The organism is Marivita sp. NO-S04, assembly GCF_059070475.1.
Map to the genome: position 1 here is coordinate 4335261 of NZ_CM180980.1, position 23610 is coordinate 4358870.

Annotated in this window: 20 protein-coding genes; 17 read left to right on the forward strand and 3 right to left on the reverse strand. The window is 56.5% G+C overall.

What is annotated here, in order from left to right; genetic code table 11:
* Positions 1 to 110: 110 nt before the first annotated feature.
* The gene (locus tag ACK3EW_RS21950) at positions 111 to 1367 is read right to left on the reverse strand and encodes an ISL3 family transposase (protein WP_493807867.1); all 1257 of its coding nucleotides are present in this window, start codon (positions 1365 to 1367) and stop codon (positions 111 to 113) included.
* A gap of 280 nt (positions 1368 to 1647) precedes the next feature.
* Between ACK3EW_RS21950 and ACK3EW_RS21955 the strand changes: the two genes are divergently transcribed.
* The gene (locus tag ACK3EW_RS21955; protein ID WP_493807871.1) at positions 1648 to 2553 is read left to right on the forward strand and encodes an IS701 family transposase; all 906 of its coding nucleotides are present in this window, start codon (positions 1648 to 1650) and stop codon (positions 2551 to 2553) included.
* A gap of 221 nt (positions 2554 to 2774) precedes the next feature.
* On the opposite strand, the gene ACK3EW_RS21960 is transcribed toward ACK3EW_RS21955, so the two are convergent.
* Positions 2775 to 3806 carry an IS110 family RNA-guided transposase gene (locus ACK3EW_RS21960; protein ID WP_493807872.1) on the reverse strand — a complete coding sequence of 344 codons (1032 nt, stop codon included), beginning with the start codon at positions 3804 to 3806 and terminating at the stop codon, positions 2775 to 2777.
* A 112-nt stretch (positions 3807 to 3918) separates the two neighbouring features.
* On the reverse strand, positions 3919 to 4743 hold the full coding sequence (locus ACK3EW_RS21965) for an IS5 family transposase (RefSeq protein ID WP_493807873.1): 825 nt from the start codon (positions 4741 to 4743) through the stop codon (positions 3919 to 3921).
* Between the two features lie 390 nt (positions 4744 to 5133).
* Here ACK3EW_RS21965 and ACK3EW_RS21970 point away from each other — a divergent pair, with 390 nt between their 5' ends.
* The 16 genes from ACK3EW_RS21970 (at position 5134) to tssK (ending at position 23542) form a co-directional block, all read left to right on the forward strand.
* Positions 5134 to 5799 (forward strand): hypothetical protein, encoded by a 666-nt coding sequence (locus tag ACK3EW_RS21970; protein WP_493807874.1) that lies wholly within the window; start codon positions 5134 to 5136, stop codon positions 5797 to 5799.
* Positions 5796 to 7883, forward strand: coding sequence for an MFS transporter (locus ACK3EW_RS21975; RefSeq protein ID WP_493807875.1), 2088 nt, complete (start codon positions 5796 to 5798; stop codon positions 7881 to 7883). The genes ACK3EW_RS21970 and ACK3EW_RS21975 overlap by 4 nt, the downstream gene beginning before the upstream one ends.
* On the forward strand, positions 7876 to 8901 hold the full coding sequence (locus ACK3EW_RS21980; protein WP_493807876.1) for an ABC transporter substrate binding protein: 1026 nt from the start codon (positions 7876 to 7878) through the stop codon (positions 8899 to 8901). The genes ACK3EW_RS21975 and ACK3EW_RS21980 overlap by 8 nt, the downstream gene beginning before the upstream one ends.
* A 46-nt stretch (positions 8902 to 8947) precedes the next feature.
* A complete protein-coding gene (locus ACK3EW_RS21985; protein WP_493807877.1) occupies positions 8948 to 10345 on the forward strand; it encodes a type VI secretion system protein TssA in 1398 nt (465 codons plus the stop codon).
* Positions 10346 to 10398: 53 nt separating this feature from the next.
* On the forward strand, positions 10399 to 10920 hold the full coding sequence (locus ACK3EW_RS21990; protein WP_493807878.1) for a type VI secretion system tube protein Hcp: 522 nt from the start codon (positions 10399 to 10401) through the stop codon (positions 10918 to 10920).
* Between the two features lie 17 nt (positions 10921 to 10937).
* Entirely contained in the window at positions 10938 to 11444 is a 507-nt protein-coding gene (gene tssB, locus ACK3EW_RS21995) for a type VI secretion system contractile sheath small subunit (protein ID WP_493807879.1), read from the forward strand.
* 2 nt (positions 11445 to 11446) lie between these two features.
* Positions 11447 to 12934: a type VI secretion system contractile sheath large subunit gene (gene tssC, locus ACK3EW_RS22000; RefSeq protein WP_493807880.1), complete on the forward strand. Its 1488-nt coding sequence runs from the start codon at positions 11447 to 11449 to the stop codon at positions 12932 to 12934.
* Between the two features lie 79 nt (positions 12935 to 13013).
* Positions 13014 to 14351, forward strand: coding sequence for a type VI secretion system contractile sheath domain-containing protein (locus ACK3EW_RS22005; protein ID WP_493807881.1), 1338 nt, complete (start codon positions 13014 to 13016; stop codon positions 14349 to 14351).
* On the forward strand, positions 14352 to 14756 hold the full coding sequence (locus ACK3EW_RS22010; protein ID WP_493807882.1) for a hypothetical protein: 405 nt from the start codon (positions 14352 to 14354) through the stop codon (positions 14754 to 14756).
* 4 nt (positions 14757 to 14760) lie between these two features.
* A complete protein-coding gene (gene tssF / locus ACK3EW_RS22015; protein WP_493809775.1) occupies positions 14761 to 16560 on the forward strand; it encodes a type VI secretion system baseplate subunit TssF in 1800 nt (599 codons plus the stop codon).
* A 14-nt stretch (positions 16561 to 16574) separates the two neighbouring features.
* Positions 16575 to 17483: a type VI secretion system baseplate subunit TssG gene (locus ACK3EW_RS22020; protein WP_493807883.1), complete on the forward strand. Its 909-nt coding sequence runs from the start codon at positions 16575 to 16577 to the stop codon at positions 17481 to 17483.
* A gap of 9 nt (positions 17484 to 17492) precedes the next feature.
* Positions 17493 to 20057, forward strand: a complete 2565-nt coding sequence (gene tssH / locus ACK3EW_RS22025) for a type VI secretion system ATPase TssH (protein ID WP_493807884.1) — start codon at positions 17493 to 17495, stop codon at positions 20055 to 20057.
* A 5-nt stretch (positions 20058 to 20062) separates the two neighbouring features.
* The gene (locus tag ACK3EW_RS22030; protein ID WP_493807885.1) at positions 20063 to 20797 is read left to right on the forward strand and encodes a substrate-binding periplasmic protein; all 735 of its coding nucleotides are present in this window, start codon (positions 20063 to 20065) and stop codon (positions 20795 to 20797) included.
* Positions 20794 to 21681, forward strand: coding sequence for an FHA domain-containing protein (locus ACK3EW_RS22035; protein ID WP_493807886.1), 888 nt, complete (start codon positions 20794 to 20796; stop codon positions 21679 to 21681). Before ACK3EW_RS22030 ends, ACK3EW_RS22035 begins: the two co-directional genes overlap by 4 nt.
* A gap of 20 nt (positions 21682 to 21701) precedes the next feature.
* Positions 21702 to 22223, forward strand: a complete 522-nt coding sequence (gene tssJ / locus ACK3EW_RS22040) for a type VI secretion system lipoprotein TssJ (protein ID WP_493807887.1) — start codon at positions 21702 to 21704, stop codon at positions 22221 to 22223.
* A complete protein-coding gene (gene tssK, locus ACK3EW_RS22045; RefSeq protein ID WP_493807888.1) occupies positions 22223 to 23542 on the forward strand; it encodes a type VI secretion system baseplate subunit TssK in 1320 nt (439 codons plus the stop codon). Before tssJ ends, tssK begins: the two co-directional genes overlap by 1 nt.
* Positions 23543 to 23610: the final 68 nt, after the last annotated feature.

Below are 23610 nucleotides of genomic sequence, written 5' to 3' on the forward strand. Positions count from 1 at the left end.
TTCCGAGCCGTGAATCACGCAGCGGTGCGAAAATCAATGCATCCAGACCCTAGCACTACTTTGGCAAAATTAAGCTATTTCGCGATTTGTGTGGGTGGACTGGTTTCCGGTCATGCGCGGCACCCACCAGATGTTGTGGTGTAGGGTGAGGCTGGCAGGTGGCTGAGATTACCTGCGATCAGGTAGGCGATGAGGATGAGGTTCCGGGGTTTGCGATAGCCTCTGGCGCGGGCCTTAGCCGCCTGGACCAGTCCGTTTATGGCCTCAACCGAGCCGTTGCTCAGCGCGCTGTCGAAGCCGTTCAGAATGCCATCCCAGTGGGCTTTGAGGGTCATTGCCAGCTTCTTGAAGGGAGACAGCTTGCTGCGCCGCGCCCATCGGAACCAGGCGGAGAGCTGCGCCTCAGCCTCCTCGCGTGTGGTCGCGGTCATGAAGATATCCCGCAGGGTTTCCTTGAGCCGGAACGCGCGACCGGTTTTGAGATGCATGCGTGACAGCTCATGGTGTTGATGGATCTGCCGCTTGGTCCAGCTGTGTTTGTCCTTCAGCCACATCCATCGGCTGTTTTTGAGCGCAGGGTTTTCGCGGACCTCGGCGCGCCGCACTTCTTCGAGCGCAGCATTGGCCAGCTGGATGACATGGAACCGATCGAAGGTGATGGCCGCTTCCGGCAGATGCCGACCCACGCCTGCGATATAGGACTTGCTCATGTCGATGCAGGCCGCTGTGACGAGATCAGGGTCACCGCCATGCTCCCGGAGGTCTTTGGCGAATGCCCGGACCGTGTCCGCGTCGCGGCCCTCACAGGCAAAGAGCAACCTGCCAACGTTCAGGTCATGGAACAGGGTGATGTAATTGTGGCCCCGCCGCGATGCCGTCTCGTCGATCCCGACAGCCGTTACATCGCTGAAGTCCTCCTGAGCGCGAGCCGCGGGAACGTAGTGCTCGAGCACGCGCCATATCCGGTCGTCTCCGATATTGAGCAGATCAGCGATGGTTTTTACCGGCATCTCCCGGGCGAGCGCGATCACGAAGGCGTCGAACAATTGGCTGAACCCGCTGCCGCTGCGCGCCCAGGGGACCGGCACCTGTCCGGTCTTCCCGCATTGACCGCAGGCGACGCGAGGTACGGCGGCATGGATGAAAGCCTTGTGCTCAAAAAAGCGCAGGTGTTCCCAGGTCCTCGGCCTCGTGTCGTGCACCGGCTGATCCGCCGCCCCGCAAGACGGGCAGGCAAACCTGCTCCCCGCTTTGAAGCGCACATCGAAGTGGATCTCCTTGAGATTGGCGTCGAAACGCACGTCCGTGACACTCCACGGGGCCCGAAGGCCAAGCGCCATTGTGAACAAGCTCGTCTCGGGTCCCATCGCTCCTCCGTGTCAGGCCTCCACGCTCCCACCGTCCCTTCACGCGGGCCATAGCGCAACAGATCAGGCGCGTCTGGCGCTGCGATATATACGGTCTCCGCGCCACACGCGCCTCACGTCCCGACTACAACATCTGGCATACCTGCGGACGCGTCGCTCACCATCAACCCACACAGATCGCGAAGGGACCCAAAATTAAGCTGATCTGATATTTACCGGATTCACTGGGGACGTTTTGGGTGATTCATAGGGAGCCAGCATTGAGGGAGGCTGGCGGTTTATGGGAACCTGGCGGGACGATCTGGAAGGTTGGCTGGCACCGTTTGTTGCGGCGCTCGGGCACAAGACGCGAGGGCGGATGTGTCCGGCCTATGTTGCGGGTCTGAACGGCCCGGGCGACCGCAAGAACGTGCAGCCGATGGCGGCGCGAGACGGGGTGGTCAGCTATGACCAGCTGCATCATTTCATCGCCGACGGGGTCTGGGACAGTGCGCCGCTGGAGGCAGCACTTCTGGCCGAGGCCGACAGGCTGGTTGGCGGGGATGAGGCCTTTCTGGTCATCGATGATACCTGCCTGCCGAAGAAGGGGGATCGCTCCGTCGGGGTTGCGCCGCAATATGCGTCCTCGCTGGGCAAGACTGCGAACTGCCAGTCCCTGGTCTCGTTGACGCTGGCCTCAGGGGAGGTTCCGGTGATGGTGGGGTTGCGGCTGTTTCTGCCCGAGACTTGGACGGGCGATCCCGACCGCATGGCTCGCGCCCGTGTGCCAGAGGATCGGCAGATCGCCTTGAGCAAGCCGGAGATCGCCATCGCGGAGATTGACCGGGTGCGGGCCGCAGGCGTCCGCTTCGGCTGTGTGCTGGCCGATGCGGGTTACGGATCGAGCGGGCCTTTCCGCCACGCGCTGAGCACACGAGGCCTCGCCTGGGCAGTCGATCTGTCGCGGCGCCAGAAAGTCTATGAACCAGACCGGGTTTACCGGAGAGCCAAAAGCTCGGAAGGTAAGCTATGGAAAAGGGAAACCCTGGGAACCGTTTTTCGACAGAGGTGCGCGCACGTGCGGTGCGCATGGTCTTGGAGAATGAAGCGGATTACAAATCACGATCGCAGGCGATTGCTTCGATCTCAGAGTCTTCTGTGGTTGCCGCCCATGAAGCAAGAAATTTCCGATCCGGTGGGTAAGTGATCGAGTGCGGTCTTCTGTCAGGCCTTTGGATGCGGCATTTTCAGAAGCCGCTGGCCGGTATGGTGATCTGCGGATCAGGGCCAAATCTGATTCTCGAGCTGCAATGCTCACGACTCTTAACTGGTTTTCCTTATCCAGATCAGTTCGATCATTTTGCCCATTCGGGTCGTCGCCTTCTCACTCCCCCTATCCGGCGGCAAGCAGGTTTGCTGGCATGTCGATTATGCCACCGTTGCTTGCGCCGGAACTTGGTAATCTTCGTTTTTCGTCAGCAAGGCCCAGATTGTCCGCGCCATCTTGTTGGCCAACGCGATTGCCACGAGCATCCGCGGCTTTCGAGCGACCATACGTGCCAGCCAAGAGGTTTCCGGGATCGATTTGCGACCCAGCCAGTTCAGCCGCGACATCGCGCCGATAATCAGCAGCCTACGGATGTCAGCCTGCCCGGCTTTGGATATTCGCCCGAGCCGCGCCTTCCCGCCAGAAGAGAACTGGCGCGGGACGAGGCCGAGCCATGCGGCAAAATCACGCCCGCATTTGAACGTCTCCATCGATGGTGCAAATGCCTCGACCGCCAGCGCGGTTAGTGGACCAACGCCGGGGATTGTCTGCAACCGCCGTGCCGTATCAGCCTCGGCAGCCAGCTTCTTGATCTTTGCGGTTCGAGCATTGATGCGTGTGGTCTGCTCGACAATCTGATCCAGCAAATCCGTGCATTCCTCGCGCATCAGATCGGGCAAATCGCTGTTCGGTGCATCCAATATCTCGGCGATCCGCTTTATTTGGTGTGCTCCTTGCGGGACAGCATGGACATATTCATAAAGGCAGGCTCGAAGCGCGTTGATCAGTTCGGTGCGCTGGTGGACGAGCCGTTCGCGGGCGCGAAACAGGATGACACGGCTTTGTTGTTCGGCGGACTTAGGCTCGACAAAGCGCATCTCGGGCCGCTGCGCCGCGATCACGATCGCCTCAGCGTCCGCAGCATCATTCTTCTGACGCTTGACGAACGGCTTTACATATTGGGCTGCAATAAGTTTCACGTCATGGCCAAGCCGGATCAACTCGCGCGCCCAATAATGCGCACTGCCACACGCCTCCATCACCACCACGGAAGGCGGCTGATCGGCCATGAAGCTGCGGAACCTTCCCCGCGACAGCTTCTTGCAGAACAGTCGCTCCCCGCGCATTGAAGCTGCGTGAAGCTGAAAAACATTGTTTGCCAGGTCCACCCCAATCATCCTATCTTTCTTCATGGTTGCCATCCTTTCCGCTCAGTGGCTGTAAACATCACTATCTTGGCACATTGCGATGCCGTCTGGGGAGGGCGGCAACCACCCCATCTGATTCAAAACTCTTCGAGCGAATTCATTGCCTTGCGAGCAGCCGTGTGACGCGCCGGATGTGTGCGATTGTGACCCACGCTGCCGCGCTGGCGATGGTTTTTTCCCAATCCTTCGACAGGCGTCGGCATCGCCCCAGCCAAGCGAGTGTACGTTCGACCACCCATCGGCGGGGCAAAACCTCGAAGCCTTCTGCCGTGTCTGAGCGTTTGACGATCTGGACCGTCCAGCGCCCGATAGACTTCAGAGCCTCGCGTAGTTTGGGCCCGGCATAACCGCCATCAGCGAAGACGTGGCGCAGCGTTGGATACCGCGCGGCGACACGTTTCAAAACATCCGGTGCGCCATCTCGGTCCTGGATGGCGGCACTGTGAACGACAAGACCGACCAGCAGGCCAAGCGTGTCGGTGGCAATGTGGCGTTTGCGCCCTTTGATCCGTTTGCCAGCATCATAGCCTCTAATCCCGCCACTTTCTGTGGTTTTTACGCTTTGGCTGTCGATGATACCGGCCGTTGGTAGGGCCGCTCTGCCCTCAGCCAAACGTGCGGCCTCGACAAGTGCGCGGTTCATCTCCTCCAGCAGCCCGTCATTGCGCCACGCATAGAAGTACCCTCGTACTGTCGAAACTGGTGGAAAGTCGTTCGGCAGCATTCGCCACTGGCACCCAGTGGTCGCAATATAAAGGATCGCGTCGAATACTTCGCGCAAACACGTTGTGCGCGGCCGCCCCGTTGGCTTGGGCGGTGGCATCAAAGGGGCGAGCAGCGCCCATTCAGCATCAGTCAAATCGCTTGCGTATCTGTCGCCCTCACGGGCATGCTGGTGTCGGGTGAGTTCGGTCCAGGCCATCGTGTTCTCCGTTCAGTGTCCTAGCCGAACAGAATCACAACCTACTGAACTCACTCAATTAGTTTCAAATCAGGCTCTGAGGAGTAAGGAATCACAGAAAGCCTCATGCGGGAATCCTGAATCCGATCAAAGCAAACACGCTCTAAGTGCGATTCCCCTAATTTATGGGTTGCTTCTGCAATCGCTCTCAGCCAACTTATGCGGGGCAGTCTGTTGTGATGCTGGACGTGTGTAGAAGCAGCAGATTTGGAAGTTAGGAGGCGTGGTTTAGTGTCTTGGTGGAGTGTTTTTCGCGATATCTACGCGAAGGTGCTTGTTTCTATTGTGCTGGTCATTGCTGGCATGCTTGTTCTGCAGAGCCTTCTAAATAACTTGAAGCTTAGATCGTTGATGGCAGAAGCCACATCTTCTCGGTTGCAGATTTCTGCGGCAGCGATCGAGACGGCCATTGTCCGGGCCGACTCCTTGGGATTTGCCATCGACGAGATGTCCGGACTTCAGGACCTCATCGATCGCACGCAGAGGCGGGACCCCTCCATCGCGCAGATTCTGATCGTGTCCCCGATCGGGGCACCAATTCTGTCGAGCGGTTCGCAGGAGATACCCCACTCGGACCGTGATCAACTCATGCGGCGGGTCTTCGGCAGTGGAGACTCCGTGACGCGACTGGACGTGGGTCCACGGCTTTACACAGGGCGTCTGCTCTATGACAGCAGCAACGCGGTCATGGGAGCGGTCATCCTGACAACGCCGACGGAATCCTTCATCTACCAGTCTCGTTTGACCTTTCACCGCATGACAAATGCCTATCTGATCATTTTTGGAATGATCTCCGTGATGATCATTCCGTTCATCATTTTGCAGTTTTCGTCTGTCCGTCATGCCTATCAGGCGCTGGCGCTGAGTGGTGAGGCGGCTTCGGCCCAGGTCGGACCAGAGGCCGACATGTTGCGTGAGGCCATTGCCGAGGGCGATGCCGCCTTCGCCGCTGCGGAGGCGGAGTTCGAAGCGCTTCTGACCGAAGGCGGATCGGCTGCGAGGGGGACACCGGCATGAGGGCTGTGCAACCTGTGTCCCTGATGCGGGGTTTCTCGCGCCGTTTGTTTCTCAGCACCACGGTGGCGATGATCCTTGCTGCGGCGCTCAGCCTGATCGTGACGGTGTCGGAATTCAACGCGGGCCTGCGTCCGTTCCTGGAAGACAAGGCGCGCGCCGTTGCGGTCGCTGTGCAGCGCGACATCGAATATGCGATGCGCATTGGTATTCCTTTTGATGAAATTCGCGGGCTCGACACCTATATCGACGACCTCATCGCAGCTCATCCAGAGGTCAAGGCAATGCGCGTGGTTGCTGCCACGGGCAGCGACGAACGGTCCTTGGGACAGGCAAGTTCCCCCCGTCAGGACATGGATTTCCAGGACATGGACTTCGATGGTCAATGGGCGACAAACATCATCGAGGAAATCGGTGATGTCACGGCCATCTTGCTGGGTCGTTCCGTTGGTTTGGAGACTGTTTCGGTAGATGTAATGCGCGACGGCGTGGTGCTTGCCCGTGTCGAGGCCACGATCGACGAGTCCTATCTCAACGGCAAGATGACATCGGTCTTCTTTGACACTCTGGTGATCCTGATCGCGGTGTCGCTGGTGGCGCTGGAAGTGGTGGTTGTGGTGTCCGCGTCGCAGCTGACAGAGCCTTTTCGACAGGCAGAATCCGCGATCAACCGCCGGGCTTCGGGCGATTTGCGGCAATATCAGGTGGGGCGCGGCTCCAGGCGGATTGCGGAGTTCATCCAGGCACTCAATGCGCAGAATGCGCGCCTGCGGGATGCGCTGACGGCGGCTCTGCGCAGTCTGGGGGACGGGGCGCGGCGTATGGCGCTGTCGGCGTTTGGCGAACGACGTGGGCTCTACATCACGGATGCGCGCAGCGGGGCCTCCATCATGGACGCGCGCATTCCGCTGTTCGTGTTCTCCTTTGCGGAGGAATTGCAGAAATCCTTCCTGCCGCTCTTTGTGGCGGAGTTCCACACCGAGAGCGATCTCTTCGCCCGGGACATCATGATGGGGCTGCCGATCTCCGCCTTCATGTTCGTGATCGCCGTTTTCACGCCCTTTGCCGGCCGTCTGGTGGACAGGTTCGGCAACAAGACACTCTTCATGGCGGGTCTCGTGCCGGCCATTGCGGGGTACATACTCTGTTTTTTTGCCGCGAGCGCCAATGACATCCTCGTAGGCCGCTCTATGACGGCTGTTGGCTATGCCGTTATCACGATCAGTTGTCAGAGCTATATCGCGGCCGTTGTGGTGGCCGAGAACCGGGCGCGCGGGATGGCGATCTTTGTCGGTGTATTGATGACGGCCACCATGTGCGGCACGGCGATCGGGGCGATCCTGGCGGATTGGCTGGGCTACAAGCCCGTCTTTCTCATTGCCACCGGGTTTTCCTTGCTGGCGGGCGTTCTGGGTTGGTCCATGCTCCGCACCGATCTGCCTGCACCCGAGGTCAAGAAAGTGCCTCAGGAGGCCAGTCGCAGCCCGCTTGCGATCCTGATGCGCAATACGCAATTCGTATTGATCGTGCTGTTCTGTGCGATCCCGGCCAAGGTGATCCTGACGGGCATTCTCTATCTGTTCGTCCCGATTTATCTGGCCAGCCTGGAGGCGACCCAATCCGAGATCGGGCGGATCATGATGCTCTATTCGCTTATCATCATTCCGATCAGCCCGCTGGCGTCCGGTGTTGCCGACCGGCTTGGCAAGAACCTGTGGATGGTGATCGGGGCGACGGTGCTGTCAGGCATTGTTCTTCTGGGTCTTTATCAGAATGCCAGTGTGGCAGCTGTTCTTGCAGTTGTCGCCGCCTTGGGGGTTGTGCACGCTTTCCTCAAAGCGCCCTTGATCGTTGCGGCGATGGAAGCGGCCGAGCAGAGCCCGGACATCACCCGGACGGGGGCGCTCAGCCTGTTGCGCACCAGTGAGCGGATCGGGTCCGTGATAGGTCCCGTCGTCGTGGCGGCGCTGCTTGTCCAGCTCGACTATGGTCAGGTGGCAGCCATCATCGGCGTGACCGTGACCCTCATGGGACTGGTGATGGCAGGGATCTCCCTCAAGCATGGAAAGGGTCTGGCCCATGCTTGAGCGTCTCCTTGCCGGCCTGGTCCTGATTGCGGGGTGTAGCCTTCTCGGCCTGATGCCGGCCCTGGCGCAGTCCCAAGGGGGGGCACACCTACCTGAACGCCATGTGCAAATGGTTGTCTGGCGGGGCTGCGAAGAGGCCTGCAAAGGCTTCATCCGCTATTTCGAGGATCGCGATCTTCTGGTGCGCATCGAGGTGATCGATGTGGCGCGCGACAAGGACCTGTTGCCCGAGGTGCAGACGCGTTTGATTGCCGAGCGGCCCGATCTGGTCGTGACCTGGGGCACCACCGTGTCCAGCGATCTTCTGGGGACACGGACAGAGCATGGCACGGGCTCTGCCCTAGGGGACATTCCCGCGCTCTTCATGATCGTGGCCGATCCTGTAGCGTCCGATCTGGTGGAGAGCTACGAGGCCAGCGGCAGGGATTACATATCTGGGGTGCGAAACCGGGTGCCCGAAGAGGTCCAGCTGCGCCTGATATTCGAATATTTCCGTCCTGACCGGCTGGGCGTCCTGAACCATCCCGATGAGCTCAATTCGACGCTCAATACTGAAAAGCTCAGGGATATTGCCCAAGAATTCGGTTTTTCCCTCGTCGAACACCTTTATACACCCGACGCTCGTGGAGACGTGCCTGTTGCGCAGATCCCTGAGGCTCTTGCCGCGCTGAAGGCGAAAGGAGCGGAGGCGATTTATGTCGGGTCCAGCTCCTATAATCTCGAGCATCGGAGAGAGTTTGTCGCCGCTGCGGCGGCGCTAGATCTGCCGGTGTTTTCTTCCTACACGCAAATGGTGCAAGAAGCCGGGGCCCTGATGGCCATCGGCACGAGCTATGCCAATGTAGGGCGCCTAGCTGCTCAGCAGGCGGCTGCAATTTTGCTTGACGGTGAAACCCCCGGAGCGATGCCAGTCAAGGCGTTGAACCGCTACTCTATCATTTTGAACATTACCTCCGCGCGGCAGCTTGAGCTCTATCCTCCCCTGTCGCTCGTTGGCGTCGCGGAGATTGTAGAATGAAGTGCTCAATCTTCCTCAAGAGTTACTTTTTGCCGGAAATTTTGACATGGAACGGTTGAAGGCCCCCATCGCTGGCGATCTGGCATTCGGTGTTTACCTCAAGGGTGAAAAGCCTATTTACCGGGGTTTGCGCAATGCATTCAATGCCGCGCAGGCGGCGTGGCGAAGCTTGTCAGAAACACAGGAGTCGCTTGAGAATCGGGAATTGGCCGCCGCCAATACTGCTGCTTGGACGGCGCTGGCAGATAAATGTGAAACTTGTCTAAGGGAAACCTCGAAAGATTTAGAGATTCTGACTTGGTTCACAGCGGCTCAGCTGCACAGCAGTCGTCCTTTGCCGAATTGTGCGGGCGCCCTGACCGTCCTTGCCGATCTTGTTCAGAACAATCTTGAGCAGCTTCAGCCTATTCCTCCCTCTGATAAGCTCAAGGGGGACACAGAAGCAGCGCAGGCGGCTGAAATCGCGGAGTTGCGATTGCGTCCTTTCGTACAGTTGGTAGGCGAGGTCGAAGGCAGTGGGCTGCTTGCGGCTCCGATGGCGGCGCATCGACTGATCGGTGATGTTACCTATGGTAAGTATCTTTTGGCTGAAAAAAATGGGACGATTGATGTGCTTCGGGCTGAGGCTGGCTTGGCACTCGAGTCGCAAACCGAGGCATTACTCGAGAAAATCGAAGCCCTCCAGGAGATGGAGCGGCAGTTCGAGAAGTTAGATGTCCGGCTCAAGAAATATGCTTCAGAAAATGGTCAACAGCCACCCATGATCGGTTATGGGCGTCGTATAGTAAACGATATCCTAGTTATGGCGCAACGACTTGTGGAGGGGACAGGCTTTCCTTGGCCTGGTGCAGGTGAAACGGCCTCGCAGGACGAGGCAATCGATCAAGGTAGCCAGCAAGAAAATGGGACGGTTGAGGCTTCTTCCAGTGCTGCGGCTAAAACTGGGTTTGACCCTTTCGCCAATGTGGTCAACCGGCAGGAGGCGCTTATGGCCATTGCACGCCTCGCTATTCATTTCAGAACCACTGAGCCGCATTCTCCGATTAGCCTTTTACTCGACCGCGCGGTACGCTGGGGAAATTTGAGCGCAGGCGACTTATACCGAGAAATTCTTACCGAAGGTAGTGTGGGCATGGCGCAAATGGCGTTGATGACGGGACTGGAGAGCCACGGTTTCTCGGACAGTGTTGCAAAGGGAGGAAGCGGGAATAATGCGACGACTCAGCACCCAACTCTCCCAGATTATGCCTCGGTTTTGCCTGCGCCAATAAATCGGCTTCAAAATCAGGGCAACGGGGGAGCTGAATTGCAGTCTAACGGTTCTATGGTACAAAATGTGTTAAAGCCTTCTGAACTTCTTACGGAAAAAAAGGAAGAGAAGTCGGCGGAGACGGGAACGACACCACAAAGCACAGATTTACCGGTCGAAAGCTTCGAATGGTAAGTCAACTACGCTGAAATTGAAATTTTAATCAAAACAGGAAGAGGGAAATATCCATGTCAGGGATGTTTATGAGGATTGATGGCATTGATGACTTTCCGGGGGTATCAACTGTCAAGGAAATAGCCGGGAAGAAGGGATTCTTTCCTGTGCAAAGCTATTCGCTTGGCTTCTCGCGGGCGGTCTCGATAACCGTTGGCTCAGCCGGAGATGCAGAGGTCGGGGTGCCATCGATAACAGACCTTATTGTGTCACGGGGTGCAGATAACGCTTCTGCGGTGCTTTCAACAATGTTTTTTGCGCCGGGTGACACCGGGAAAATTTTTGAAATTCTCGAAACCAAGCAAAAGAATGATGGTCAAGGACTGATTCCGGTAAAGATCATCACAGTGGAGCAAGCTAGGATGACCGGGTTCGAAGCTAGCCCCGGGTTGAATAACATTCGAATAGCATTTACTTCTGTCGCAATTACTTACTATGTTGAAGATGAAGCCGGAGCTGTAACAAAAGGTGATACCGTCAAATTTGATCTGAAGGCCGGCTTGCTTGTCTCAGGCAATGCAGAAGCTATGAAGTAAGTAGAAAGGGTCGGATAATGGCACTGAACGCACAACAGAAACGCGTGAGTAAAAACCGTGTAAGCATTACGTTTGATGTGGAAGACGGTGGATCGATGCAGAAGAAGGAGCTTCCTTTCATAATCGGGATGATTGGTGGTTATTCCGGTGATCGTGAAGATAAGGAGGCGTTGGAGGACCGCACTTTCTACGGTGTCGACAAGGATAACTTCAACGACGTGATGGCGCGGGTTGGACCCAAGTTGAGCTACACGGTCGAAAACAAAATCCAGGATGATGGCTCAGAGTTTCAGGTGGAACTCGACTTTAAGTCGATGAAAGATTTCGAACCGGATGCGATCGTTGGAAAGGTTGAACCGCTGCGTAAATTGGCGGAAACGCGAGAAAAACTAATGACTTTGGTGGCTAAGGCTGATCGCTCGCGCGACCTGGAAAAAGTGCTCAAGGAAATTCTGCAGGATGCAGATATGGTAAAGGCACTAGGCGATGAACTGGGTGTTAGCACTCAGAAGGATGGAGAGTAAACGTGTCGGAATCAGAAGCAAGTGGCGGCGTAGTTCAAGCCACAGATGCAGTGGCTAACGTTAGTCTGTTGGAGCGGGCAATAGAGGCGACGTCCCAAACTCCCATTGATCAGACTAAAGAACTTCTCACCGTTCTAACTGCGCAAGCGATGGAAGGCTCTATTGTATGGGATCAGAATGTTGGTGTGACGATCCGTAATGCGGTGGCTGCGATTGACAAGATAATGTCCAAGCAAATGTCCGCGATCATGCAAAACGACAAGTTCAAGCGACTCGAAGGATCCTGGCGCGGGGTTCAGAAGGTCGTACGAAATTCCGAGCTCGGCCCGCAGCAAAAAATTAAGCTTGTTGACTACAATAAGGAAGAGTTGCTCGAACAGTTCGAGGATGCTCCAGCCGTGGATCGCAGTCCTCTATTCGAAGCTTTGTACCAAGATGAGTTCGGTACGGCCGGCGGTGAACCGTATGGTCTTTTGGTAGGTGACTATTTCTTCGGGTATGGTGATGAGGATGTGGCACTTCTGACTTATATGGCCGAAACGGCTGCTGCGTGTCATGCGCCCTTCATTGCAGCGGCTGGGGCGGAAATGTTCGAGTACAAGAGTTTCGAGAGCTTTGCCGAAGGGCGCCCGGTAGCTGCCGGTTTTGACTCGCCTACTTACGCCGCTTGGAACGGCTTTCGCGACAGCGATGATTCTCGCTATGTTAGCTTAACCTTGCCTGCAACACTTGCACGGCTCCCGTACGGGGCAAATGGCGGGTCAGCCAAAAGTTTCGATTATCACGAGTTGGACAAGGACCCTGAAGGCAACCAGCGCCCAAAGGACAATGGCGATTTGGTCTGGTCAAATGCAGCATACGACTTAGCGCTCAAGATGAATGAGGCTTTTACTGCGTTCGGGTGGTGTACTGCGATCCGTGGCCTCGACAACGGTGGTAAGGTTGATCAATTGCCCAATCTTACCTTCAAGTCGGATGCAGGAGATGTTAAACAGTCTTGCCCCACTGAAGTGAACCTCACCGATGAGCGAGAAAAGGAACTCTCGGATCTTGGATTTTTGCCATTGGTGCATTACAAAAATACAAGTCATGCCGTCTTCATTGGAAGTCAGACTGCTCAGCGTCCTAAAGTTTACGTTGATCCCGATGCGACGGAAAATGCAGCTATTTGTGCACGTCTTTCATACATCATGGCGGCTAGTCGAATTGCCCATTACTTGAAGGTAATGGGTCGAGATATGTTGGGCTCCAATCTAGAGGCTAATGACATCAAGTCTAAGCTGCAATCGTGGATCGATCTATACACAAACGCTGGAGCGATGGGTAATGCGGAGCGGTCCAAAACGCCGCTGGCTGCAAGTCGAATTGATGTAATTGAGCAGCCAGGAAAGCCAGGAGCTTATTCAGCTGTAGCGTATCTACGTCCTTGGTTACAGCTCGAGGAACTTACAACTTCGGTCCGTATGGTTACGAAAATTCCAGGCGGGTAACGAGTTTTCCGTGACTAATATCACTGACTGTAAATCGCTCACACCTTCGCGGTCCTTACGGGCCACGGAGGTGTTAGATGTGACGGAGCCTCAACTTGACCGTCTGCGGATGCGGTTTGCAGATATCGAGGCACTCACGTCTTTTCTTCGTAGAACTGTTTTGGAGTTGGAAGCTCTTCTTTCTTCGCAATTGACTAAAATTATTGAGGCGAACGCTTTTAGGCAAATGGAAGCTCGTTGGTCTGGGTTAGCCAGTGTTGTTTGGGCCAAACGGGGGGCATCTTCGGTGAAGATCAAGATTCTCGATCTTAGCTGGGAAGAACTTACGCGAGACCTTCACTACACTAGTGAGATGCGCCTATCGGTACTCTACAAACTTATGGGCCAACGCGAGCTTGATACGATGGGTGGGGAGCCTTTCGGACTGGCGATGGTTGATCATTGTTTGTCGATGAGTTTAGAGACGGAATTTGATGATCTCTACACTGCTCAACTTGTCTGCGAACTGGCAGAGTCAGTTATGTGTCCCATCATCATGGGATTGGCGGAAGACTTCTTTGGTGAGACTGATGCCGCGTGGTTGACTGATGCTCGTCGTATAACCAGTATTCTTGGTGGCGAAGACTATCGAAGCTGGCAGACCCTGCGTCGGTTGCCCAATGCGCGTTTCTTAGGTCTTGTTATGCTCCAGACACAGTTGCGGGGACGGTATGAGGATCTTGATATCGGCTTTCGTTTTCATCAATATCCTTCAGACAGCAACGGCCTGTGGGGTTCCGCTGGGTATGATTTCTTGCGGACTGTGATTGGGGAATTCAAGCGCCGTGCGTGGTTCGGTTTTCTGAAACTTGTCGGCGCGAATCCGGGCGAAGGCGCCGTTCTGGCGCCCACCGAACATCCGATTCCGATGGGGTCTAGCCGCGGTGTGCGGGCTCAGGTGCGCATGACGCGAAACCTAGCACATTTGTATTCGGAGTTGGGCTTCATCCCGATTGCGGAAAGCCCTAAGTCCAATTATTTATATTTTGTGGGTAATCGCACTGTAATTGAGACGGGGGGCTCGGTCGTTTCCGAGATATTGACTCAGTTGCAGTCGGTGATGATTGCCTGCAGAATTGTGCACTACCTTAAGGTGCAAGTTCGCGCTTTGATTGGTCAGGTTAAGACCTCTACAGAATGTGAGCAAATCCTCAACGACTGGTTTGAACCCTATGTTTCGGGCTCTAGTAGTTCGAATGAACTTCAAGCCCGTTTCCCGCTGAAGAATGCGCGTGTACGGGTCACGGAATCCAGTACAGAACGGGCCAGGTTTCAGTGCGAGGTTATCGTGCGCCCACAGTATCAGATTGACACTGTATTGGGCGATATCACGTTGCGCACGGATTTCGGCGCGGGCAAATCCGTAAAGGTGGTGTAAATGAGTTTTGGCTCTGCCTTTCTTGAGAGAGCGGGTGACCAGCGAATAGAAGAATGCGTGGGTTTTCATGTCGAAACTATGCTCCAATCTATTGCGCCCGAACCGATTGTCGGGCCAGCGCTGCCTCACGTGCGCTTGTCGAACCTCTGTTTTGGTGTGCCCATGGATTGGGCTTTGGATGAGGGGCAGCGCAATTTGCACGTGCGCAGGATGTTGCGCGATCGTCTTGAGAAATTTGAGCCTCGACTTGCGTTGATGACAGACATTTTCCTGCAGGAAGACACGGCGAAGAATGCCGTTACCTTTTATATCGCTGGAGCGGTACGCAGCCAGAGCGGTACTGACAGGGTTGAAATCTACACGACACTGTCCCGGATGGATCAATATGGCGATGGGGCTAGCTGATCGGATGGACCAGATCCTTCAATATTATGAAACCGAACTAGACTACATGCGTCGCGCCTTTGATGCTTTCGCGGCGACCCACCCGCAGAAAGCCAAGGCGCTTGGGATCAGCGCGGGTCGGTCATCGGATCCAAATGTTCAGCGGTTGGCGGATTCGGTGGCTCTGCATGCGGCCCGTCTCGCCAAGCGTTTGGATGATACCCTGCCGGAAATTGCGCTTGATCTGATCCGCATGCTAGCGCCCACATTCCTGCTTGGGGCGCCTAGCTATGGAGTGGTCAAGCTCGATGTACAGGCTGATGAACTGACCGATCCGGTGATCTTGAGGGCAGGGACTCGCATGCCGGTGATGGTACCCGGTGGCAGCACGGATTGCCTTTTCACAGTGGCGCGCGACATCGCGCTTAAACCCTGTGAGATCCGGGCTGTGACACTGGAGCGTGCCCCGCTTCGGTTCGACGTGCCCGAGGACCTTCGGGGCTGTGAGGCGGCCATTTGCATCACCTTGGCGCCTTTTGATGCCAGTCAGAGCTTGCAGAATGTTGGGCTCGACTGGTTGGAACTTTATGTATCTGCCTCAGGGGGCCGCAAGCACCGCCTGATCGATGTGCTCAGTGGTGACGTTCTGGGGGTGGGGTATTCAACGGCCCAGAAGGACCCGCAACGTGCGCGAAAGAGCCATATGTTGCCGGTCGACGGGTTCGGACTCACGATGAGTTTGGACAACAGCACCTTCCTGCCGCAAGAGGGGGCACCGCCCGCTGCACTTTCGCGGCTGCGAGATTTCCTAGCCTACCCGGATAAGGCGTCCTTCTTCACGCTTTCTAATACCGATCGGGGGTTCCAGGCCTGTCCTTCAGGTCCAGTTGAGGTTCGATTTTTTCTGTCAAGCGAAGGCGCACAGAAATTGTCTTCGGTGGAGCTGGAGGATTTCGCGACGAATGTCGTCCCGGTAGTGAACCTCTATCCCGACCAATCTCTACCGGTGCGGTATGATTACGCGCGGACACAAGTGCCGGTCAAGCCGAGCTCGGCCTCAGATATGAATGTGGCCTGTCTTCAGATCCGCGATATCCGCAAGCTGACCTCGGAGGGGGAGGCTTTGCTGCCGCGGATCACCTCGCCGGGACGGCGTGATACGCGGAGATTGCCGGTCTGGCAGGAGCGCTTAGTTGTCGGCGAATTCGATCTTGCGCGCCGAGAGGTGAGTTTTTCCGTCGAGGCTGGTCTTGGTCCTGACCCGGAGCCGCTTGATTTTGTGGCTGATTTGTATTGCTCGAACGGAAAGGCAGCCTTTGCAATGCGTCCGGGCACGCGGGTGTTCTTCAGTGACGATAACCTAGCGGAGACACCGTTTCGCTTGCTCGACGAACCCAGTGTGCCCATCCTGCCGGACATGCGAGCGGAACGTTTGTGGGATGTGCTCTCGCTGATCAACGGCAATTTCACCACCGTATTCGATGCACAAAGCCCGGTAGAAGCACTCAAGGAAGCACTGCATTTGTGTGCTCCGTCAGGCTATGCGGATGTGGCCAATGCTATTTGGGATGTTACCGTCACCCAGTCTATTGCGCCAGTGCAGATTGGACGCAAGGTATTGCTTTCGTCGGGCAGTCGTATTGAGGTGGTGTTGGATGTCGAAGCTCTGCCTTTTGCACGGCATGTCTTTGCCACAGCCTTGAATCTCTATTTTGCATCTTTGATCAGTTATGATCGATTTTTTCAGCTCAGCCTGCGTGAACGTGGGCGTTCGCAGCCCTTTAAGGTCTTCAAGCGTCAGCATGGCGGTCAGCTATGCGGATAAAGGATAAGACGGCAATGGTGTTGATAGACCTGTCACTGCTGCAGGCAGATAGGCTAGACATCCCGCAGTACCGGCAAGCGATGCAGGAGGGTGAGTTCGATCCCTTTCCCGATGGTACGCAATCCGGGGGCGTGTTGGCTCAGAACAGCGGTATTACTGCGACGGCGCTGGTCGGTGCGCCTTTGACTAGCTTTGACAGCGCTCTTCCAGATTATATCCAATTTGCGATGCTCTCTGCTTTGCACGATGATGATACTGGGTTACGCGATTTTCTGTCGCTCTTTGATCGTCGGTTGCTGGCGCTTGAGGTGCACGCGCGGCGGGCGTCGATTATGGTCGCCACGCAGGATGATCGGGAACAAGGCTCGGTTTCGATTTTGTCTCGACTTTTGCGGAAGATCAAGCGTAGTGATACTCGCTACATCAAGTTGCTCATACCGCTTTTGTCGCGCACCCGCAGTCTGGACGGCTTGCGCGACGTTTTGGAATGGTGGACTGGCTCTGCAGTATCAGTTTCTGCCAGTTTTGACACATTGCGCCCGATCGACTGCGACAGTCTCAGCAATCTGAGCAGTTGCCGCCACACGGCGGTGGCATTGGGGCGGGGGGCGCTACTTGGCCGGTTTGGCCGTACGCCGATGGGACATATCTCTGTTCGGATCACCTGCGTAGACCGCGCGGAACTTGATGCACTCATCGGCGATGCGACGGCATTGTCCGAACTTTGCTCGGTTACGCTGCAATATCTGCGGGATCCGGTGCCGGTGAGTTTTTACGCCACGATCATGCGGCGGTTTCTTACCGCGCCGCGCTTATCAGCGCATCCTGAACAGGCGGACCGTCTTGGCGCGTATAATATTTTGAGGCCTGAGCATCGTCCTGATGCTTGGGCCAGCATTAAACTAACTCAAATATCTGCATAAGGTATGCCTATGGCCAGCCTGACGAAACTTGTTGCCCGTTTGTCATCGTCCCTCAAAGCCGACCTCGAAAATGCGGTGGGCGAAGCCATCAAGCGCAAAGCCGCCACTGTCGAGCCGGCGCATTGGCTTTATCACATCATCTATGGCGGCAATGCCGCCATGCGGACGTTTCTTGAGGATCAAGGGGTCAATCTGTCGGAGCTCCAATCCGAGCTGGAACGGGAGATGCCGTACGGATCGGGCAATGGACACCAGCAGCCGACCCTGTCCGGCTCCCTGAGCAAGCTCATCGAGCAGGCCTGGCTGCATGCATCGGTCGAGATGTCCTTGGGTCAGATCACGCCAGAGGTGTTTCTCCTTGTCTCCCAGTTGCCCAACACGCTGGGCGCCAAGGCTCTTGTGCTGCAGGGTCTCAGGCCGATGTCGACGGATGCGCTGCGGGCGTTTGCGGCTGAACAAAGCCGCAATATTGCTGCCTTGTCCCGAGAGGGGGGAGAAACCCATGCGGCCGGTGGCGGTGATGGGACCGCGTTGCAGAAATATACCGTCAACCTGACCCAGCTTGCCCGAGATGGTGCGCTTGACACGGTTCTGGGCCGCACGACCGAGGTTGCCAAGGCCATTGATGTGCTCTTGCGCAAACGTCAGAACAACCCGATCCTTCTGGGCGCGCCCGGGGTGGGCAAGACCGCCGTGGTCGAGGGCCTGGCGCAGAAGATTGCCTCGGGTGAAGTTCCCGAACAATTGCGAGGCGCTGATCTTGTCAGTCTCGACATGGGCCTCTTGCAGGCGGGCGCCAGTGTGAAGGGCGAATTCGAAGAGCGCCTGAAAAACGTCATCAAGGAGGTCCAGGCCTCCGAGACACCCATCATCGTCTTCATCGACGAGGCCCATACGATGATCGGAGCGGGAGGCACCGAAGGGCAGAACGATGCCGCAAACCTTTTGAAACCGGCCCTGGCCCGGGGTGAGTTCCGCACGGTGGCGGCCACGACCTTTGCCGAGTACAAGAGATATTTCGAGAAGGATCCGGCCCTGTCGCGCCGTTTCCAGCCCATCAACATCGACGAGCCCTCCCGTGATGCCTCCGTTAATATCCTGCGTGCCGTGGCCGAGGGATTGAGCAAGCACCATGATGTGCTGGTGCGCGAAGAGGCCATCAAGGCGGCCGTGGATCTGTCGATCCGGTTCATGCCGTCGCGGCGTTTGCCGGACAAGGCCATCAGCCTTCTGGATACGGCTTGCGCCCGGGTGGCCCTGTCGCAGCATGCGCGCCCCGTTCAGATCGAGACATTGGAGGAAGAGCTGCGCTTCGTGGAGGCCGAACTGGCCAAGTCGGAGACGGATGCTCGCATGTTTGGCGATGCGGGCTTTGATCCGACCGCGCTGAACTCCAGCATCGAGGACCTGCAGGCCATGGTCGCGGACCGGATGTCCATGTGGGAGGATCAGAAGGAAAAAGTGCAGCAGAGGCTGGCAGCCGCGCGTGTGGCGGCGGGTGATGATGGTGTCCTAGCCCAGGCGGTCGAAACAGGCGATGCGGGAGAGATCATCCTTGTGCATCCTTGGGTGACGCAGGCCACGATTGCCGAGGTTGTCTCGGATTGGACCGGTGTTCCGATTGCCAATCTCGGGGCCAGTGAGGCCGAGCGGCTTCTGGGCCTCGAGGACACACTCAAGGCGCGGGTGATCGGGCAGGATGATGCCATTGCGGCCATTGCCCGTTCGCTCAAGATTTCCCGTGCCGGCTTGACCGATACACGCAAACCCATCGGTGTCTTCCTGATGTGTGGCCCTTCGGGCGTCGGCAAGACCGAGACCGCCTTGGCCATCGCCGACCAGTTCTTTGGAGGAGAAGACGCGGTCACGACAATCAACATGACCGAATTCAAGGAAGCCCATAAAGTCTCGATGCTTCTGGGGGCGGCGGCCGGCTATGTCGGCTATGGCAAGGGGGGTGTCTTGACGGAAGCAGTGCGTCGTCGGCCTTATTGTGTGCTTTTGCTGGACGAGATGGAGAAAGCCCACCGCGAGATCCAGGACATCTTCTTCCAGATTTTCGACAAGGGACACATCTCCGACAGTGAAGGCAATGAGGTCGATTTCCGCAACACGATCATCATCATGACATCCAATGCCGGTGGTGAGGAAATTCGCGACTACATCAGCGGAGCCGACCATGATCCGACCTCGCAGGAGTTGGCCGATCACTTGCGCCCGTTGCTGCTCGACTGGTTCAGCCCCGCCTTTATCGGCCGCACCGAACTGATCGCCTATCGCCCTCTGACACCCGAGGTTGGCAGCAAGCTCACGGAGATTCACCTCAACCGGATCAAAAAGCGGATTGCGGTTCAATATGGCGCGACGTTTCGCTGGGAACAGAGCTTTGTCGACTACGTCGTGCGGGCCAATTCGGATCCCTTGTCCGGCGGCCGGGCGCTCGAGGCGATCATCAACAAGAAATTTCTGCCGCGCCTTGCCGAGGAATGCATTGCCCGCGTGATCGAGGACAAGCCGATGCGCGCGATCACGGTCGCGCATGACGGCTGCGATGTCGTCTTAAGCATGGAGTGATCTTGATGAGACCACGCATCTTTCGCAGAATTCGGGCTGCGGGGGCGGTTCTTTGCACCTTTGCCCTCGGTCTGCTCGATCCGGTCTGGGCACAAAGCTCTCCGGTTCTCCGGCTTGCCACCCAAGATTTGCCACCCTACCAGATGATCGAAGGTGATATGATGACCGGTATCGCGGTCGAGCGGGTGCGCTGTGCTCTTGATGCGATCAATGTTCCTTATGAGCTGCACATGACGGTGTGGGCGGATGCGCAGCTTGGTACGCAGACCGGGCGTTTTGACGGGTTCTTCGTCGGGTCCGCGACCAATGCCCGGGCCAATTACGCGGTGCCCTCGGAGACGGTCGTTTCCGAGGACCTGGCCTGGTACCTGCCATTGGGATCCGACATTGACCCGAATGATCCGAAAGATGCGCTCTCGGCACGGTACAGTGCGAAATTCGCCACATCGAAATGGCAGCTTTTGCATCGGAATGGCTACAACGTCGTGATGCGGCCACGCGATGCGGAGTCGCTTTTGAACATGTTGATCGTGGGTGATATCGATGTGGCGCTGGAATACGAGCTGATCTTCGAACATTACATGGAAAAACGCGGATTGTTCGAGGATCAGTTTCGGAAAATCCCGTTTCGCCATCAGGATATGAGTGTTCACTTCTCCAAAAAATACACAGAGGCCAATCCCCTCTTCCTGACCCGTTTCAACGCCCAGATGCGACGTTGCCTTGAGGAGGTCCAATGACCCTAAGTGTTCAGCTTTTGCAAATCCCTTCCACCGAGACAGTAACGACTCGAGAGTTTTATCTCACTGGTGCATCCTTCACAGTTGGACGTGATTTCGGGTCAGATATATGCTTGCCAGACCTCGCAGAGACCATTGCTCCGACGCATCTCGTCGTCAGCAGGACGCCGTCAGGTGAGTATGCAATCAATGACACGAGCATCTCTGGGGCAATTTTGAACGGCAAACCTTTGCCGCCAAAGCAACCACAGCCGCTGCAGGATGGGGATGTGGTCAGTTTAGCGGGCTATAAGCTACTATTCGGCATCGTAGAATCCGCACGTAAAAAGGAGCCCGTAAACGACTTTCCTGAAAGGAGGTTCGTTGTTGAAACCGATATGTCTGATGATGCGCCGCTGCTACCCGATCAGGAAATCGAAGAGGCCTTTCCGGAGCTCGACATGGGGTTTTCGGGCAGTGGGATGGAGCTGGATGCCGATCTCATGTTCGACCCTTTTGCCGAGGGTCCCGCGTTGCGAGAGCCGCCGATCTCCGAGCCCCGTCCTCAGCCAGCAGCTGTCGAAACGGCTTTTTCAGAAGCGGGCGAGGTCATGGAGATGACACGCTATCAGACGACTGTGCCGGCGCTCCAGAATGCCCATCTGCGTACGAGTTTTTATCGTGAGCAGGTGTCCACGGCAATGGAGCGGGCGTTAGAGCGCTTTCTTGACGAGATAGATCCAGCTGTTTTGCAAGAGGATTACGATGAGTATATCCCGCGTCTTGTGAGCCGTCAGAAGCGATACTGGAAGATTCATTCCCGACAGTTTTCCAGGAAAAAGGCCAGCGGGGAGTTTCGACGTACCTTCCTGGCTCTGTTTGCAGAGGAGATGCGCAAGCTATGAAAGTTTTGCGATACACATGGTTGTTCGCCGGTGCGTTCCTGCTTGTTGCCTGTGCTCAGGAGCCAGAACCTCCGATGCCTGTCAACAAGACGCTGAGCGTGCAGGCCGGGCCCAATGTCAATCAATACAACAACGCGGCCAATCCGATCGTCGTGCGCCTGTACCAACTGAGTTCCCGCAGTGAATTCGAGGCGGCGAGTTTCTGGGACATCTTCAATGACACTGGACCAGACCTTGCAGGTGTCGTCCTCGACAAGCGCAGCCTTTCGCCGCTCTATCCGGGCGAAACCCGTCTCGTCGCCTTCGATCTGGAACCGGATGTGTTCTTTTTGGGCGCTTTCGCCGAGTTTGCAGATTTCAACACGCAGCAGTTTCGCGCGGCAGTACCGATCGATGCAGAACGTCTGGACAACGGTGTGACGATTTCGGTAACGGCTTCTGGTATTTCAATCCAGTTCCGCAATCCTGTGGATGATACGGAAGACGAGACAGAGAAGAGGGGATTTGGCTTGATTGCCTGGCTTTTTGGAGGGGGCAAGTGATGCATGGAAGCATAGTCTGGTCAGAGGGTATGTTCATTGCGCCTCAACATTTTCAGCATTTTGACGTTACTTTGCAGCGTTATGTCAATGAAGTGGCACAGCTTGATCTACTTTCCGGTGACTATGGTGTCAGCGAACTGGAGTTGAACACGGACGCACTGGCCATAGGCAAGTTCTCGGTCCGGGGCGCTGCGGGTATTCTTCCTGATCGCCTGTTCTTTCGACTTACCAAGGAATTGATTATCGACATTGCGGATGGGGTGGTGGATGAGCTGGTTTATATTGCGGTTCCGTTGGCAATCAACGGAGTAGCCCAGTTTGGTGAGCAGGGTGAGACAGCCCGAATGATCAAGACACGCCGGGAACTGCGGGATTTGAACGATCCGGACAATGAGCCCGTGGAAACCGAAATGGCTGATGTGGGAGTAAGCCTTCAGCTTGGCAGTGAGGATTTGTCTGGTTTTGCGACCATTGCGGTGGCACGTGTCCTGGAAAAAACGGCAGAGGGAAGGGTGATCCTGGATCGCGCGTTCATGCCTCAAGCCATTGACCTGCGTGCCTCACGCATTCTGGCGGAGCGTTTGGAGGAGACCATTTCGCTGGCAAGGGTGCGGGCTGCAAATGCTGCAGGGCGCGTGACCACGCAGACCGGCATGCGTAGCGAGGCGAGCCTGATGACCGAACGGCTCGAGCTTCAGGTGCTCAACCGATGGCTTCTGGTGTTGCAGAATGCACGGCATCTAGGGCGTGTGTCGCCCCGCGCCTTGTTCTGCCATCTCGCCAGCCTTTCGGTGGAGCTTGATGCCATTCTGGGCCAGGCCACACCCGAGACGTTGCTTTATGATCCGGCAAAGATGGCCGAAAGCTTCGAGGAGGTTCTGGGGTCCCTGCGCCGCAAGCTCACACTCGAAAAGCCGGCCAGCGTCATGGCGTTGTCGTGGAATACGGAACTGTTTGAGAAGCGCCGTCTCTTGCGCCTGATCATTCCGGCCAAGGTTCTGGCCGAGGAGCGGCGTCCAATTCTTGCGCTATCTGGACCCGATGGAGCAACTGCGCTAGCCCAACTTGGACCATTGGCGTGCAAGCTCGCGGGTTTGTCGGCAATGCCGGAGCTTGTCTCGCGAGGTTTGCCCGGGGTTGACCTCACGTTGCTTTCGGCAGCTCCAGCCGAATTGCGATCCCGTAGTGATGCGGCATTTTTCGCCATAAACACCAGCAGCGTGCATTGGCAGCGCTTCCTTAGCAAGCGCGAGGCGCTTGCTTTGCATGTCGATGACCGAATCTCTGCAGTAGATGCAACCCTGTACATGCTGGGCTGAATATGAACGGGCATTCCACAGACAGACCCAAACACAGCGACATGCCGGAAAGTGGGATCGGACAGCCT